This is a genomic window from Actinopolymorpha sp. B17G11 (assembly GCF_040196095.1).
In the GTDB taxonomy this organism is placed as follows: domain Bacteria; phylum Actinomycetota; class Actinomycetes; order Propionibacteriales; family Actinopolymorphaceae; genus Thermasporomyces.
The window spans coordinates 343,606-358,638 of the sequence record NZ_JBEFTW010000003.1 but is presented as its reverse complement, the minus strand read 5'-3'; the positions used below and the strand labels follow the sequence as shown (position 1 = coordinate 358,638).

The 15,033-nt window shown below is 69.5% G+C and carries 11 protein-coding genes; 3 read left to right on the top strand and 8 right to left on the bottom strand.

The genetic code is table 11. From position 1 onward, the window contains the following. Nucleotides 1-40: 40 nt before the first annotated feature. The 3 genes from ABN028_RS05730 to ABN028_RS05720 form a co-directional block, all read right to left on the bottom strand. Nucleotides 41-2,008, bottom strand: coding sequence for a vWA domain-containing protein (locus ABN028_RS05730; protein ID WP_349695864.1), 1,968 nt, complete (start codon nt 2,006-2,008; stop codon nt 41-43). 102 nt (nt 2,009-2,110) lie between these two features. Further along, nucleotides 2,111-3,493, bottom strand: a complete 1,383-nt coding sequence (locus ABN028_RS05725; RefSeq protein WP_349327363.1) for a sigma 54-interacting transcriptional regulator — start codon at nt 3,491-3,493, stop codon at nt 2,111-2,113. 1,062 nt (nt 3,494-4,555) lie between these two features. Further along, nucleotides 4,556-6,178: a GGDEF domain-containing protein gene (locus tag ABN028_RS05720; protein ID WP_349327364.1), complete on the bottom strand. Its 1,623-nt coding sequence runs from the start codon at nt 6,176-6,178 to the stop codon at nt 4,556-4,558. A gap of 441 nt (nt 6,179-6,619) precedes the next feature. On the opposite strand from ABN028_RS05720, the gene ABN028_RS05715 reads away from it, so the two are divergent. Further along, on the top strand, nt 6,620-7,195 hold the full coding sequence (locus ABN028_RS05715; RefSeq protein WP_349695863.1) for a ferritin family protein: 576 nt from the start codon (nt 6,620-6,622) through the stop codon (nt 7,193-7,195). 114 nt (nt 7,196-7,309) lie between these two features. Here ABN028_RS05715 and ABN028_RS05710 read toward each other — a convergent pair whose 3' ends face one another. Genes ABN028_RS05710 through ABN028_RS05695 form a run of 4 tightly spaced genes read right to left on the bottom strand, consistent with a single transcriptional unit; the run spans nt 7,310 to nt 11,411 of the window. Beyond that, nucleotides 7,310-8,125: an ECF transporter S component gene (locus tag ABN028_RS05710; RefSeq protein WP_349695862.1), complete on the bottom strand. Its 816-nt coding sequence runs from the start codon at nt 8,123-8,125 to the stop codon at nt 7,310-7,312. Beyond that, nucleotides 8,126-9,007, bottom strand: coding sequence for an adenosylcobinamide-GDP ribazoletransferase (locus ABN028_RS05705; protein WP_349695861.1), 882 nt, complete (start codon nt 9,005-9,007; stop codon nt 8,126-8,128). Next, complete coding sequence (cobT, locus tag ABN028_RS05700; RefSeq protein WP_349695860.1) at nt 9,004-10,677, bottom strand: nicotinate-nucleotide--dimethylbenzimidazole phosphoribosyltransferase; 1,674 nt, start codon at nt 10,675-10,677, stop codon at nt 9,004-9,006. Before cobT ends, ABN028_RS05705 begins: the two co-directional genes overlap by 4 nt. A gap of 56 nt (nt 10,678-10,733) precedes the next feature. Beyond that, the gene (locus tag ABN028_RS05695) at nt 10,734-11,411 is read right to left on the bottom strand and encodes a hypothetical protein (protein ID WP_349327373.1); all 678 of its coding nucleotides are present in this window, start codon (nt 11,409-11,411) and stop codon (nt 10,734-10,736) included. 273 nt (nt 11,412-11,684) lie between these two features. On the opposite strand from ABN028_RS05695, the gene ABN028_RS05690 reads away from it, so the two are divergent. Together ABN028_RS05690 and ABN028_RS05685 are read left to right on the top strand one after the other, a co-directional pair. Next, nucleotides 11,685-13,085, top strand: a complete 1,401-nt coding sequence (locus ABN028_RS05690; RefSeq protein WP_349695859.1) for a UDP-glucose dehydrogenase family protein — start codon at nt 11,685-11,687, stop codon at nt 13,083-13,085. A 116-nt stretch (nt 13,086-13,201) separates the two neighbouring features. Then, nucleotides 13,202-13,999: a hypothetical protein gene (locus ABN028_RS05685; protein ID WP_349695858.1), complete on the top strand. Its 798-nt coding sequence runs from the start codon at nt 13,202-13,204 to the stop codon at nt 13,997-13,999. On the opposite strand, the gene ABN028_RS05680 is transcribed toward ABN028_RS05685, so the two are convergent. Further along, nucleotides 13,968-14,930 carry a methionyl-tRNA formyltransferase gene (locus ABN028_RS05680; RefSeq protein ID WP_349695857.1) on the bottom strand — a complete coding sequence of 321 codons (963 nt, stop codon included), beginning with the start codon at nt 14,928-14,930 and terminating at the stop codon, nt 13,968-13,970. The two genes, ABN028_RS05685 and ABN028_RS05680, sit on opposite strands and share 32 nt — an antisense overlap. Between the last annotated feature and the right edge of the window lie 103 nt (nt 14,931-15,033).

Below are 15,033 nucleotides of genomic sequence, written 5' to 3'. Positions count from 1 at the left end.
GCGCGCAGTCAGGCCAGCGCGCAGTCAGGCCAGCGCGCAGTCAGGCCGACCGGCGGAAGCCGCGGCGGGCCCGGAGGTAGTCGGCCACCACGAAGTCGCCGAGCCGGTCGAGGTCGGGGGTGAAGACTCGGCCACCGTTGCGCCGGGCCACCGCGTCGACGAAGCGCGCCAGCCCCGGGTCCTCGCCGAGCATGAAGAAGTTCAGCGTCGCGCCGTAGCGGGTGACCGCGTCGACCTCGTTGATCGTCGCCCGCAGCGTCTCGTGCGTGGTCGGCCAGGAGAAGAACGGTTCGCCGTCAGCCAGCAGGTGCGCGGTGGGTTCGCCGTCGGTGACGACGAGGATGACGGGCTCGGCGTCGGGGTGCCGGCGTACGTGGCGGCCGGCGAGCATCAACGCATGCTGGAGGTTCGTGCCCTGGATCCAGTCCGGCTCGATCTCGGCGAGCTGGACGGGAGACAGCCGCCGCGCCACCCGGTCGAAGCCGATGATCTCCAGCGCGTCCTGCCGGAACCGCGTCGCGACGAGATGCGACAGCGCGAGCGCGGTCTGCTTCATCGGACCCCAGCGGCCCTCCTGGACCATGGAGTACGACAGGTCGACGCAGAGCGCGACGGCCGCGGACGAACGGCGTTCGGTCTCGGCGATCGCGAAGTCCTCGACACTCAGGTGCACCGGTGGTCCCGAGCGGGTGCCGGCCGAACGCAGCACGGCGTTGTGGACCGTACGTGTCGCGTCGATGGGATGCTCGTCGCCGAACCGCCACTCGCGGCTGGTCCCGACCGGCTCGTCGGCGGCACCGGTGCGGTGGTCGTCGTGGTCGCCGCGGCCGGTGGACTCGAGCTGCTGGAACACCCGGCGGAGAGCGGCCTCACCGAGCCGGCGCAGCGCCTTCGGGGTGAGGCGCAGGCCGTCGGGTCCGCGGGCGACGTAGCCCTGGCGTTCCAGCTCCTGCTCAAGCTGCCGCAACGCCCGCATGTCGACCGTGGCTCCCGGGCCGAGCTGGCGTTCGAGCGCCTCGACGTCGACGTCGTCCAGGGTCGCACCGGGGTGTTCCTGGGCGAGCTGCTCGATCAGGGCCTCGACGTCGGCGAGGTCGGCGACGGCCTCGACCGCCTCGCCGTAACCAAGCGGTTCCTGCCCGCGCATCCTGGCGCGTGCGTCCCACTCGAGTCCGGGACGCAGGGCGCGAAGGTTGTCGCGGAGCTGTCCCAGCTGCGAGGCCAGGTTGGGATCACCCAGCGCTTCCTGCATGAGCCGGGCCAGTTCGTCGCGTTGCTGCGGCGACAGCGACCGCATCATGCGTTCGGCAGCGGCCGCCCGGCGGGCGAGCAGGTCGATGAGCTCGTCGGTGTTGCGCGGGTTCTCCGGGAAGAACTCGCCGTGCTTGTCCATGAACTCGGCGAACTTGTCGGTCGTGTCCTCGCCCCGCGCGTGCGCCGCGAGCAGGTGGTTGAGGTCGGCCAGCATGTCGCGGACGGCCTCGCTGACTGCCGGGTCCTGGCCGGAGAGCGCCTGCTTCATCCCGGCGAACTGGGCGTCGAGGACGTCCCTGCGCAGCATCTGCTGTATCTGTTCGTACGTCTGCCGCGCCTCGTCGGACTGCCAGTCGTACGACGAGAGCTCCCGCACCGCCCGCGCCGTGTCGTCGGGGAGTGTGTCGAGCTCCATCTCGTGCATCCGGGCGTCGTCACCCGGGTCACGGGCGAGGGTGTCCTTCTCGGCGGCGAGGGCCTGGTCGAGCATCTGGCGTACGCGGTCGAGGGTGCCAGCGAGGTCACCGCGTCGGCGTACCTCCTCGCGGCGCTGGCGCGCACGGGCGAGCAGGTCGTCGAGACCGCGTCGACCTTCCGGCCCACGGCGGAGCAGTTCGCGCAGCGCCTCGCGCAGGCTTGCGCCGGAGAGCACCTCGCGGCCGAGCTCGTCGAGCGCCTCGCGGACGTCGTACGGCGAGGTCAGCGGATCCGGCCCGCCGTCCCACGGCCCGTAACGGAACCTCCGGTCAGGCATCATCAAGCTCCATGCTCGATGGTCGCGTTCGGGTTCCTCGTTCGCTGCGCGGACGGCGTCGCTCGTACCTCGCTGGGCCGACCACTTCGCTCAGTCGTCACTTCACGCTCCATACACCGTCATGCCGTCGACGGTCTCCTTCGCAAGCCGGCGGGTGAGGTGCAGGCCCTCGAGGACGAACTCCACTGCCGACGCGACCTCACCCGGTGACGCGGCGTCGCCGAGTCCGAGCCGGTCCAGGACCTTCGCCAGGCCGGGGACGGTACCCATCTGGTCGAGCAGCTCGTCGCCACGGGTCAGCTCGCCGGTCTCGACCGTCGTACCCTCCTCGAACCGCGCCGTGAAGCCCGCGAGATCGAGGCCACGCAGCCGGTCGCGGAAGGTTTCGGCCGTGGCGACACGCAGCTGATGAGCGAAGATCTCGTGCTCGCGTCCCTCCTCACCCATCTCGAACTCCACCTTGCCGTGCAGGGTGGGGAGTACGCCGGGCAGGTCGCAGATCCGGGCGATCGCCGTGGACTCACCGGTGAGAGCCGAACGCCGCAACGCGGAAGCGGCGACGGTCTCGGCAGCGGTGATGGCGAAGCGTGCGGAGACACCCGACCGCTGGTCGATCGACGGAGACTCGCGCAGTCCGCGGGCGAGCCGCGCCACGACCTCGATCAGGTGCTCCGGAACCGGCGCGGCGAGGTGGGCCTCCTGGGCGATGAGGCCGATCTCCTCGTCCACCTCGAGCGGGTAGTGCGTACGGATCTCCGCGCCGAACCGGTCCTTCAAAGGCGTGATGATCCTGCCCCGGTTGGTGTAGTCCTCGGGGTTGGCCGACGCGACCAGCAACAGGTCGAGCGGCAGCCGCAGCGTGTAGCCACGGACCTGGATGTCGCGCTCCTCCAGGACGTTGAAGAGCGCGACCTGGATCCGTTCGGCGAGGTCGGGCAGCTCGTTGAGGGCGAAGATGCCGCGGTTGGTGCGCGGGACGAGTCCGTAGTGGATCGTCTCCGGGTCACCGAGTGTGCGACCCTCCGCCACGCGTACCGGGTCGACGTCACCCACCAGGTCGCCGACGCTGGTGTCGGGCGTCGCCAGCTTTTCGCCGTACCTGTCCTCGCGGTGCTTCCAGGCCAACGGCAGGTCGTCACCGGCTTCCGCGGTGAGCCGGCGGCACCGGACACAGCTGGGGGAGTACGGATGGTCGTTGATCTCGCAGCCGTCGATCACCGGTGTCCACTCGTCGAGCAGGCCGACGAGCGTGCGCATCAGCCGGGTCTTGCCCTGGCCGCGTTCGCCGAGGAGCACGAGGTCGTGTCCGGCGAGCAGGGCCCGCTCCAGCTGCGGCAACACCGTGTCGTCGAACCCGACGATGCCGGGGAACGCATTGCTCCCGTCCGCGAGCGCGGCGGTGAGATTGGCGCGGATCTCTTCCTTGACAGTGCGCTGAACGTGGTCGGTGGCACGGAGTCCACCGAGCGTCGAGGGTCGAGTCACGCCATCGACCGTACGTCGGAGGAGGCGGTTTGGGGGAGCCTTGTCATGTAAACCATTTCCGGGCGCGGGAATTCGCGACCGTCGGAACGGGTCGGACAGGTGTGCGACCGCCGCTCTCGGCCACCGATGATCAGCAGCGTCAGGAGGTCCGGCCGTCGTACTGCGCCTGGCGTGGTGGTGGTGTCTGCCCCTGCTGGTGGTTCTGCCACTCCGGCGGGTGCGCGTTTCCCTGCTGGTGAGGTGCAGGTTGTGGGTCGGAGCCGGGCGGGCGCAGTGGTTGACCGTGGGGTGACCGTCCTGGTGGTGCGCCCGGCGACGGATCCCCTGCCGGGTGGTGAGTGCTGTGCGGTGGCACCGGGTGACCGCTGTGCGGTGGCGCCGGGTAGGCCGCCGGTGAGCCCCAGACGGGTCCGTTCGGTGGGACCTGCTGTGGCCCGGAGGACGAGTGCCCGGAGAACGAGCCCTGCGGCGCGCCGGGTCCCGGCGAAGCCTGTGGCGGCCCCGGCGGCCGGCCGGTGGGAGGGCCCTGGGGTTGGCCCCCTCGTGGGCCCCAGCCTGGACCGCCCTGGGGTTGGCCGGGAGGTGGGCCGATGGGAGGGCTCGGCGATTGGCCCAGTGGTTGGCTGGGAGGCGGGCCCCAGCCAAGCGTCCCCTTGGGCGTGGTGTGCCCGGCCGGTGAGGGACCTGGATGGGCGGGCGCTGGTGCGCCCCAAGCGTTGCTCTGGGGTGGTCCTTGCGAGAACCCCCAGCCGGGCGGCCGGACGGGTTGTCCGTAGTTCCACGTCACCGCCGATGACCCGGACGCCTGCTTGCGCTTGCTGATGATCAGCACAATCCCACCGATGAGCGCCGCGACGACCAGGGCGACGATCACGGCGACGACGAATGCGAGGGCCAACTCTGCTCCTGAAGGCACGACATGCCGGTGGAAAGGTACGCGGGGTGCCTCAAGTCGGACGTAGGAGTCTTTCTGCGACAAAACGGCAGCCACGCGGGCGCCACCCTACTCACCCGCGCCCGGCCGACGCCATGGGTCGCGAGGACAAGATTCGAGGACTGGGCCTACGGCTCGTCAGGCAGCGGGTGAGCGCGGATCTCGACGCGGTTCTTCCCCTGGCGTTTGGCGCGCAGCAACGCCTCGTCGGCGGCCGCCAGCAGTTGTGTCCGGGTGGCGCCGTGCCACGACTGGGCGAGCCCCGCCGTGATCCTGATCCGTCGCCCGGCGGGCAGGCAGTTCCACACCCGTTGTTCGATCCGCTGGCGCAGGCCGTCGATCAGGTCGTACGCCTGCCTGGCGGTGCGGTTGGGCAGCACGACCACGAACTCCTCGCCACCGAAGCGGGCGATGGCGTCGTCGGAGGACAGCGTGGACCGCATCTCCTGGGAGAGCTCACGCAGCAGATCGTCGCCCACGAGATGGGAAAGCTCGTCGTTCACGCTCTTGAAGTCGTCGATGTCGACGAATGCCACCGCGAGCGGTCGACCCGTCGCCGCCGACTCCACCAGGAGTTCGGGAAGCCGGATCTCGATCAGCCGGCGGTTGCCGAGGCCGGTCAGCGGATCACTGAGGTACGCCGCGGCCCGGCGACGCAGCTCGTCGCGGGTCCGTTCGGAGTCGAGGCGTTCGGAGAACGACTGCATCCGCGCCCGACGTTCCTCCCAGCGGTCGTGCACGAGGCGCCAGGTCAGCTGGGCGAACGCGTCGACGGTGGGTGTCGTGCCGTCGCGGGAGCGGAGCAGGTGGGCGTACTCCCAGTAGGCACGGGCGGCCATCACCTGCAGCCGGGGGAGGGTGTCGCCGACCGCGCAGGCCATCTCCGCCTGCTCGAGTGCCTGCCGCGAGTCGCCTTCGTTGGCGTACGCGCGCGCCATCGCGAGATAGCCGATCAGCATCGCTTCCTGGCGCTGCGTGGCGGCGACCGCGCCGATGTTGGCGCGGAGCTCCGGGAGGACAGACTCGCCTTCGCCGAGCATCGCCCGCGCTGCGCAGGCCTGGACGATGACCTCACGAGGCCAGTACGAACGTTCGATGACGTCGACGCCCGCCGGTGCCGCTTCGAAAGCCGTCAAGGTCCTCCGGTAGTGCTCGCGCGCCTCGTCGAGCTGGCCGATGAGTTCGAGCTCGGCTGCCCAGTTGAGCTGGAGCCAGCCGGAGTTGTAGGCGTACAACGTCTGGAGTACGGCGTCGGAGAGCGCTGTCGCCACGTCGTGCAGTCGTTCGAGCCACTGGGTGGCCAGTTCGTAGAGGTCGAGGCGGACCAGGACGAGGACGACCGCGTTGATGGCGTGTCCGACCGCGTAGCTCGGCGTCGTCAGCTCTTCGAGGAGAACAACCGAGCGGGCGAGTTCGTCGTAGGCCGGCTCGAAGCTGCCGCGGAGCAGCAGCGCCATCGCCCGGAGTCCGTGGCCGAACGACTCCCAGATCCGGTCGTCGAACGGTTCGGCGAGCCGGATCATCTCGACCGCCACCTCGTCGGCGCGGTCGTAGCGGCGCAGCTCGTGGAACGCCGCGAACCGGACGAATCTCAGCCACTGGGCGCGGTCGTGGGCATGCTGGACCTGGGCCTGCCCGAGGAGGACCTCGAGGTCGTCCAGGACCTGGCTGGCTTCTCCGGACTGGGCCCGGATCAGCAGTTCGGATATGTCGGAAAGCGCGGAAGGGCGCGGCTTCATCGGCCCCGACACGTTCCGCTCCCTGTCCAGCGGCATGCGTGTCGGATCAGGCGCCCCGTGGTTCCCCCGGCCGGAACCATGAGTTCGGGTTCTCCCTCCATTGCCACCATCTGCGTAAGACCCGAGGACAGGCTATAGAGCAACCCTGGGGCGGGCGACGCGGGCAGCGGTCCCGGACCCTGCGTACCCGAACGGCGCGCCGTCGCCCCAGGTGTCGGGCACCTGTCTGGCCGCCCTCGCTGCCGTCTGACCGGCCGACGGATCGGCGTCTGACCCGCGGTCACAGCCAGCGTCGACCATCGTCCGGCGCTGCTGTCAAGGCTAGCTTGACAGCAGTGACCAACGGTGCGTTTCGCCCGTCCTGGTTGAAGGTTCGCGACCACCGACCCACTCTTCCTGGTGTTGTCATCGGGGTGCGCGGGTAGGGGTACGGGCAGCGTGCGAGGGGAGGTCATGATGCACTCCCGTCGATCGTCTCCCGCGGCGCCCGACCGATTTCCGCTCGCGCTGGCGGGCCGACTGTCGGGCAGCGTGGCAGGCAAGGTCGTCACCTCGTTTCTCCAGCCGCTGCTGGTCGACCTGATCGCCCTTGTGTTGTATGGCAAGCAGGCACAGTGGCACCTCCACGGCCGGCATGTGCCCGCGATCCGGGAACCTCTGGAGCGGCTCATTGCCGATATACGGGTGCGAAGCGACGACGTGGCGCTGCGCATGGTCGTGTTCGGCGCCTGCGTGGACGTGCGCCCTGCGACGGTGGCGACGACGACAGGCCTTCCGGACTTCCCGCCCGGTTTCGTCGGCGAGGACAAGACCATGGGTGCGCTCATCGACCAGACCGACGCCGCCATCGCACGAGCCCGTAACGCACTGGGGCCGCTCGCAGCGATCGACCCGGTGAGCCAGACCATCGTCCTCGGCGTACTCACGAGCTTGGAGAAGTCGCGCTGGGAGTTCGCCGCGCAGGTACCGGCCGAGCCGCGACACTTGCCGTCTGACGAAACCCTCGACCAGCCGCACTCGCCGGAATGATCACGCCTGCGTGATCAGTGACATCGGGCGCTGTCTACCGGCGGACGCCGGTTGGGTGAGGGCCACCTTCATCCCAACGCCAGCGCCCGCGCAGGATCGGACCGTCCGGCTCCGTCAGCGGACTTCTGCCTCCAGCGTGACGGGCGCGTCGAGAGCGGCGCGGCGAGCCGCACGACGAAGCGACACGAGCAGTGGCCGCGCGGCCACCAGCACCAGCAGGACGTTGAGGACAGCGCGAGCGGCGTCCCAGCCGAGCGACGTCGTCGCGTAGAACACGGCGTAGTGGCTGAGGTTGGTGAGGATCGCCCCGCCGGGTACGAACGACGCACCGGCCGGCAGGAAGCTCGCGACCGGCCAGAACCACAGGTTGAGCAGGGCGCCGTAGCCGAACCCGCACACGCCGGCGTACACCATGAGCAGCCAGCGCTCGGCCCATCCCGACGCCCGGGGCAGGCAGCCGGCGCCCAACCCCACCCACGCGAGCCCGAACATCTGGAACGGCATCCATGGACCGACGCCACCGGTGATGAGCGCGGTCGCCAGCATGACCACGACCCCCAGCGCGAAACCGAACCCCGGCCCGAACACCCGTCCGGCGAGGATCAGGAGGAAGAACGCCGGATCGAACCCACCCGCCCCGGGATTGAGGGTCTGCAGGGCGGCGCCCACGGCGGCGAGAACCCCGAGCATCGCCACCGCCTTGACGTCCATCCCACCGTCGGCGAGTTCGGCGTAGACGATCGCGACGACCAGCAGGAGTACGCCGATGAACAGGTACGGCGCATCGTCGCTGTGCTCACCCATGGCACTGGAGGCGTCGACCACGAACGGCCAGCCGAAGCCGATGAGCCCGACCACGCTCGCCAGTGCGAGAGCCAGGACCGAGCGCGGACGCAGGGTGATGACAGCCGTGCTGTTTCGGGTCGTCATCTATCGGCCTCCTGCGCTCAGAGCGATCGTGAGGAGTACGGCGACGGAGGCGAGTTCGACGATCGAGCCGAAGACGTCGCCGGTGACGCCGCCGATCCGGCGTACGACGCGGTGCCGCCACACCTCCGCGACGGCGAGCCCGACGGCGGCCCCGGCCAGCAGGCGGAGGGATGTCGCGGGCGCACCCCACACGAGCGGGACAGCGGCGAGCAGCGCGGTCGTCACGGCGACACCGAGGAGCGCCGTGCGGTCGGCTGATCCGGCAACGAGGGCGCCGAAGCCGGAGGGTCTGGCCGAGGGAACACCGGTGCGGGCGGCCAGGACGACAGCGACTCGTCCGGAGTGCTCGGCGGCGACCAGGGCGAGTACGCCGACACCCGCCCCGTACGCCGTCGAGACCGTGGCAAGTGCCGCCACCTTGATCAGGACGACCAGGACGATGGCCAGGACACCGAACGCGCCGATGTCGGGCTTGCGCATGATCGCCAGCGCCTGCGCCGGCGGAGCCGCACTGCCGAGTCCGTCCACGGTGTCGGCGAGACCGTCGAGGTGAAGGCCACGGGTGGCGAGCGCCAGGACAGCAACGGCGAGTGCGGACCCCAGGACCGCCCCGGTTGCGTACGGGGCGAGGACCGTGCTCGCGAACAGGGGTACGCCGGCGACCAGGCCGAGCCCCGCGCCGACGACAGGCAACCAGCGGAGCGCCCGTGCGGCCAGCTGCCGGTCAAGGTGCCGCGCCGCATGTCGGGGAACTGGAATGGCCGTGAACAGGCCGACCGCGGTGCGAAAACCCCAGCCATCCCGCCGTTCAGACTGGTCCCTGGGTGCGCCGGCCGTTGGTTGGTCAGTGGGTGTACCGCCCGCTGGCTGGTCGACGGTCATCGCAGCCGCTGGGGAATGCCGGCCGTCACCAGCCACACCTCGTCGGACTCTGCCGCGATCCTGGAGTTGAGCAGGCCGAGCTGGTCGCGGAACAACCGGCCCGAACGGGTCGCCGGGACGATCCCCGACCCGACCTCGTTGCTGATCGCGACGGCCGTCCGGGAGGTGCTGCGCCAGGCCTCGACCAGGGCATCGACCTCTGCCGTCACCTTGGCCGCGGCATCGTCGGCGGCCATGTCCGCCGCACCGTCGGCCGCGGCCGTGTCCGGGTCGGAGTCAGCACTGTCATCTCGCCACATGTCGTGGTCATCCATCGTGGCGGCGAGCCAGGTGCCCAGGCAGTCGACGACGAGCGGTTCGTTCGTACGGGTGGCCAGCAATCCCACCAGGTCACGGCCCTCGACCGTCGTCCAGTGGGCCGGCCGGCGGTCGCGGTGGAGCTGGACGCGTTCCCGCCATTCCGGGTCGTCCGCTGAGGGCGCCGGTCCGGTGGCGACGTAGGTGACCGCGGCAGCCGACTCCACCATGCGTTCAGCGGTCGCCGACTTGCCTGAGCGCGCGCCGCCCAGGACGAGGATCCGACGCCGGATGCCGGGCGCCACGGAGTCGGCGCCGCCCTGCAGGTCCGCCAGCGTCGCGACCTCGTGCAGTACCCGGGCCGAGGCCTGGACGACCGGCAGCGCGAGAACCGCACCGGATCCCTCACCCAGGCGCATCTCCAGATCGAGGACGGCTCGTAGCCCCAGCGTCGACAGGGCAAGGCGGGCGCCAGGCTCGGCCGAGACGTGGCCCGCGACGAATGCCCCCGTCACCTCAGGAGCGAACGCCGCAGCCGCCAAGGCCGCCGCTCCCGCGACGACCCCGTCGAGAACGACCGGAACGCGTGCCGCCGCGGCGCCCAGCAGGAACCCGACTGTCGCCGCGTGCTCGAACCCGCCCACGGCCGCCAGGATCCCCAGCGGGTCGGCGGGATCAAGGCGGTGCCGGTCAAGTGCACGGCGTACGACATCGACCTTGACTGCCCAGGTGGCATCGTCGATTCCGGTCCCGCGTCCGGTCACGTCCTCGTGCGCAGCTCCGGTGAAGGCCGCGATCAGCGCGGCGGCCGGCGTCGTGTTGGCGATGCCCATGTCGCCGGTGAGCAGGCAGCGGCACCCTTCGGCGACGAGATCGGTCGCGGTGTGGATGCCGACCTCGATCGCCTGGGAGGCTTCGTCCCGAGTCATCGCGGGCCCGGTGGTGAGGTCGTGCGTACCGGCGCGGATCCGGCGTTGCGCCAACCCGGGCGCCGGGGGAAGGTCAGTCGCGATACCGACGTCGACGACCTGGACGCGGACGCCGGCCTGGCGCGCGAGCGTGTTGACGACGGCGCGCCCGGACAGGAACGTCGACACCATCGCTGCGGTGATGTCCTGCGGCCATGGCGACACGCCTTGGGCATGGACGCCGTGGTCGCCGGCGAAGAGTGCGAGCCCGGCGGGTTCGGGCACAGGCGGCGGACACTGGCCGGCGAGACCGGCGAGCTGACGGCCGAGCTGTTCGAGGTCGCCGAGCGCACCACGGGGTTTGACGAGCCCGTCCTGGCGGATCTGTGCGGCGGCCATGGCGTCACTGTCGAGCGGGCGGATCGCCTCGACGGTGCGGTCGAGCAGCGTCATTCGTCCGGGCATCGGGGTCTGGCGTCCTCTCCACAGGAACGGCCACCAGCATGGCACGAGTGACGTGATCATGAAGACCCCGCCGACCCCCCCGCGGGCCGCCGTGGCCCTGCTGGTCGGGATGTCAGGTAGATGGAGCGAAGCGCAGCGCATCGGCGGTAGACCTCTTCGCAGGGTGCGCCGCGTCGGCGAGCGCGTGCGACGCAGAGTTCGAGGCTCTGGCCGAGGCGGTCGGCTGCCGAGCCTCGCAACGATGAGATGTCTGCCCAGCGGGAGATGTGTTGCAGGAATGCCGATCCGTCGTCCCGGTGGCGGATCAGTTGTTTGACCGCCGCGATCCACATCTTGAAGATCTGGGGCCAGTGATAGTGCTGCGCGATGTCCGCGCCGGGTTCATGGTTCGAGCTCTCACAACCGATGTCGATGTGCCAGAAGAGCGGGTAGCTCTCCAGGTAGAGGGTCCGGACGTAGGTGTCGGGAAGCCTGTCGAGTCCCCACCCTGCGATCAAAGGGCGTCCGAGCGGGATGAGTAGATCGGGAAGTTTCGTGGCGAAGGCACGGTCCGACAGACCGTTGACGACAGCGACGAGATCGATGTCGGAGTACCGGTCCGAATGGTCGCTGCCGGCTCCGAGACTTCCGTACGGACGCACCTCAACCACGTGTGGCGACTGGAGTAGCAGGTCGCGGACAGCCCTGGCCAGAGCTGTTCGTCGGTCGAGGTCGTCGACGTGCTCTGATCCCACGGCTCGAGGCTAGCGTCCCAACCACGGTCAGTTCGCTCGCGACCTTGTGCAGGGGTACGTGACGAGAGAGCGTCACTGTTCCCTGTTCGGCGTCGCGTGCCCTATCGTGGCTGCGCGGCCGATCACGCTGGCCGGACTCCGAGCCGCACCCCACCCACGCTGGGTTGCGGTGACGAGGACAAGGGTCACCGACTCGCGTGCTGCGCGCCGCATGGGATTGTCTCCGTCATCTGAGCCGGTGGGCGTGGGTCATCGGCTGAACAGGATGACGTCATGACACAGGACAAGGCCCGCAAGAAGGCGATCCGCGCCCGCGTCGCCGTGACCGGCGAGTCCTACACCAGGGCCCGTAGGAAGATTGCCGGTTTCCCGGGCAAGACTCCCCAACCACGTCGCGTCGCGGTCTTTGGCGCGGGTTACGTCGGTCTGGTAGCAGGGGCCTGCTTCGCGGAGCTGGGTCACCGGGTCGTCTTGTGTGACATCCAGCCAGACAGGATCCGGCTGTTGCAGGCCGGTGAAGTTCCGATCTTCGAGCCTGGCTTGGGCGACCTCCTTGCCGGCAACAAGGAGCGGCTGTCGTTCACGCTGGAGGCTCAGGAGGCGGTACGTGACGCCGAGGTCGTGTACGTCTGCGTCGACACGCCTCCGACGGCGTCCGGTGATGCGGACCTGTCCCACCTCTGGGCGGTCATCGACGCGCTCAAGGAGGTGCGCTCGGATCACCTGGCCGCGCTGGTCATGAAGAGCACGGTGCCGGTCGGCACGGGGGAGCGCGTCCGCGCCGTGCTGCACGATGCCGGGCTTGCCCACGTCGGTTACGCGGCGAACCCGGAGTTCACCGCTGAGGGCCGGGCCGTGAGCACCTTCCTGCATCCGGACCGGGTGGTGATCGGCGCGGCGGACGATAGGACAGCCCGACTCGTGACGGCTCTGCATGAGGGCGTGGACGGGCCGGTGGAAGTGATGGACATCCCGTCCGCCGAGATGGTCAAGCTGGCCTCGAACGCGCTCCTGGCGACGAAGATCACCTTCATCAATGAGATCGCGACCGTGTGTGAGGCGACCGGTGCCGATGTCGAGACTGTGGCCAAGGGAATCGGCATGGACCCCCGTCTCGGTCCGCACTTTTTGAAGGCGGGGCTCGGGTACGGAGGCTCGTGCTTTCCGAAGGACTCCCGCGCGCTGCGCGCGATGGCCAGCAACAACGGCCATCCCTTCCAGCTGCTCAGCGCGGTCATCGAGGTCAACGAACTGCAGCCGCGGCGCGCCATCCAGCGGCTGAAGAACGAGCTGGGCACCCTCAAGGGCCGCCGGATCTGCCTGCTGGGCATGACCTTCAAGGCAGGCACCGACGACATGCGCGAGGCGCCCTCCACCGTCGTCGCCTCGCGGCTGCTTGCGGAGGGTGCCGACGTCCACTGCTGGGACCCGCTGGCCCGCCCTGCCGAGGTCGAACCGTGGACGTCGACGACCCGGCACGCAAACCCGGCCGAGGCGATGGCTGGAGCCGACGCGGTAATCGTGGTCACCGAGTGGCCGCAGCTCAACGACGTCGACTGGGCGGCGGCGCGGGTCACGATGCGCAACCCGCTGATCTTCGACGGCCGGAACCTCCTCGACCCGAAGCGAATGCGGGACACCGGCTTCACGTACATGAGCGTGGGTCGGCCATAGGGACCGCGCAGCGGTCCGTCCGGACGCCGGCGCACGTGGAGGTTCGCCGCCCTGATTGACCAGCGACGGCCTGCCGGCCTTGGCCGGACGCGAGGGCGGTAGGCCAGGATGGCGGTGTGATCGATGTGAGTCGAACGCGGCCGCACTGCCGGCTGCTGAGCACATCGGGATGCATCGCCGAGAAGCGGTTCGGCTGGCCTCGACCCTCGACCCTCGACCCGTCGGTCGTCCTGTACTCCGATCTCGACAACGCCTTGCGTTGGATCGAGGCTGACCGAATCGAAGTCGAACGCCACCTCGAGGAGCTCCCAGCCGATTTCGTCGTAATCAGCCGTACAGACCGTGCCATGAACGGGTGTCCGAGACGTCTGCGCGACACCGAGGCGATCGTCAACCACATCTACCAGCTCGCCACCGGTCGGACCTGGGACCTGATGTTCGCTGTCCGTGCGATGTCGCCCGAAGCCGCCTCGGTCGTGGTCGAGCATGGCAGCGAAGACACGATTGCCAATGGCGTGGAATGGCCTCTGATCGTCGAGCAGGGTGGTCTGGGCGTTGCTTATCGCGAGGCGGACGGGCTTTCGTACCACATCCGGCAGGACTTCGATGCCGACGCCGACGACCACGACGCTGACCCGATCCAGTGGGTGGCTCGGGTCGAGATCGCGAACCTGCACGCTCAGACTCAAGAGAATCCTCGACGCATGGCAGCCGGGCCGTCACAGTTGACATCAGCGGTAAACCGGCCGCCTGCCAGGTACAACGGCATGCTGCGCCTGCCCGTGGCCGAGTCGGCGGCCGGCCCACCGTCGTCGACGATCAGGCAGGGGTGGCCCCGCTGCCGGCGCAGGGTGGTGGACAGCCTCTTCGACACCGAACCGATCAACGTCCCGCTTTTCCAGGGTGGCTGGTGAGGTAGCCACCCATGGTGCGGAAGTAGTCCGTCGCCGGGAGTTCGTCGCCGTCGTCCGTACGTACGCGCCGAAGAACCAACCCGTGGTGGTGACCGCGCCGGGCGTCCGCACCCGCGACGATCACGACGCCATCACCCTCGCGGATGAAGATCCTGCCCGGAGTACCGCCGTACCGCCCCTCGGACACTGAAGCCTCCACTACCCGCAGCCGATTGCCGCGGTGGAACGTGAACGCGTTCGGATAGGGATCGGACTGCGCGCGTACGAGCCGGTCGAGGTCCTCGGCGGGCCAGGCCCAGTCGATCCGGCTGTCCTCGATCGAGCGCTTGTGGAAGAAGCTCGCCTTCGAGCGGTCCTGTCGCACCCAGTCGGTACGCCCGGACGCGATGAGCGCGAGGCCGTCGACAGTGATCGGCCCGAACAGCTCCAGAGTCTTGTGGAACAGGTCGGTGGATGTGTCCCGCGGCCCCACCGGTACGGCCCGCTGGAGCACGATGTCGCCCGCGTCGAGGTCGTCGTCCATCATGTGCGCGGTGACGCCCACCTCCTCCTCGCCGTTGATGAGCGCCCACAGCAGAGGGGCGAAGCCGGCGTAGGCGGGCAGCAGCGAGTCGTGGACGTTGAGCGTGCCGTGTCGGGGGAGGGCGAAGATCTCCGGCGGTATCCAGGTGCGCCAGTTGGTGGCCACGATCACGTCGGGACCGGCGTCCTTGAGTGCGGCCAGGAGCTCGTCGTCGCCGGGACGGCTGCGGATGAACACGGGCACGTCGTGTCGTCCGGCCAGGTCGGCCACCGAGTCGTTCCAGATCTTCTCGTACGCATGGTCGCTCGGCGGATGGGTGACCGCGAGGACGACCTCGTGCTCCGAGTCGAGCAGGGCCTGCAGGGTGCGATGGCCCCAGGTCTGGTAGCCGAACATGACGACTCGCATGAGGGACTTCTCCTTGCATCGCGGACAGGAACTCGCCATAGTTAAGCAAGGCTTACCTAAGTCGCGAATGCCGGGGTTGCCAAGAACGGGGCGTTCGCACACC

Excerpts from the sequence above, each read along its gene's own strand:
- cobT (WP_349695860.1), bottom strand. The coding sequence starts at position 10,677 with ATGCCCGGACGAATGACGCTGCTCGACCGCACCGTCGAGGCGATCCGC.
- ABN028_RS05730 (WP_349695864.1), bottom strand. The coding sequence starts at position 2,008 with ATGCCTGACCGGAGGTTCCGTTACGGGCCGTGGGACGGCGGGCCGGAT.
- ABN028_RS05710 (WP_349695862.1), bottom strand. The coding sequence starts at position 8,125 with ATGACGACCCGAAACAGCACGGCTGTCATCACCCTGCGTCCGCGCTCG.
- ABN028_RS05705 (WP_349695861.1), bottom strand. The coding sequence starts at position 9,007 with ATGACCGTCGACCAGCCAGCGGGCGGTACACCCACTGACCAACCAACG.
- ABN028_RS05690 (WP_349695859.1), top strand. The coding sequence starts at position 11,685 with ATGACACAGGACAAGGCCCGCAAGAAGGCGATCCGCGCCCGCGTCGCC.
- ABN028_RS05715 (WP_349695863.1), top strand. The coding sequence starts at position 6,620 with ATGATGCACTCCCGTCGATCGTCTCCCGCGGCGCCCGACCGATTTCCG.
- ABN028_RS05680 (WP_349695857.1), bottom strand. The coding sequence starts at position 14,930 with ATGCGAGTCGTCATGTTCGGCTACCAGACCTGGGGCCATCGCACCCTG.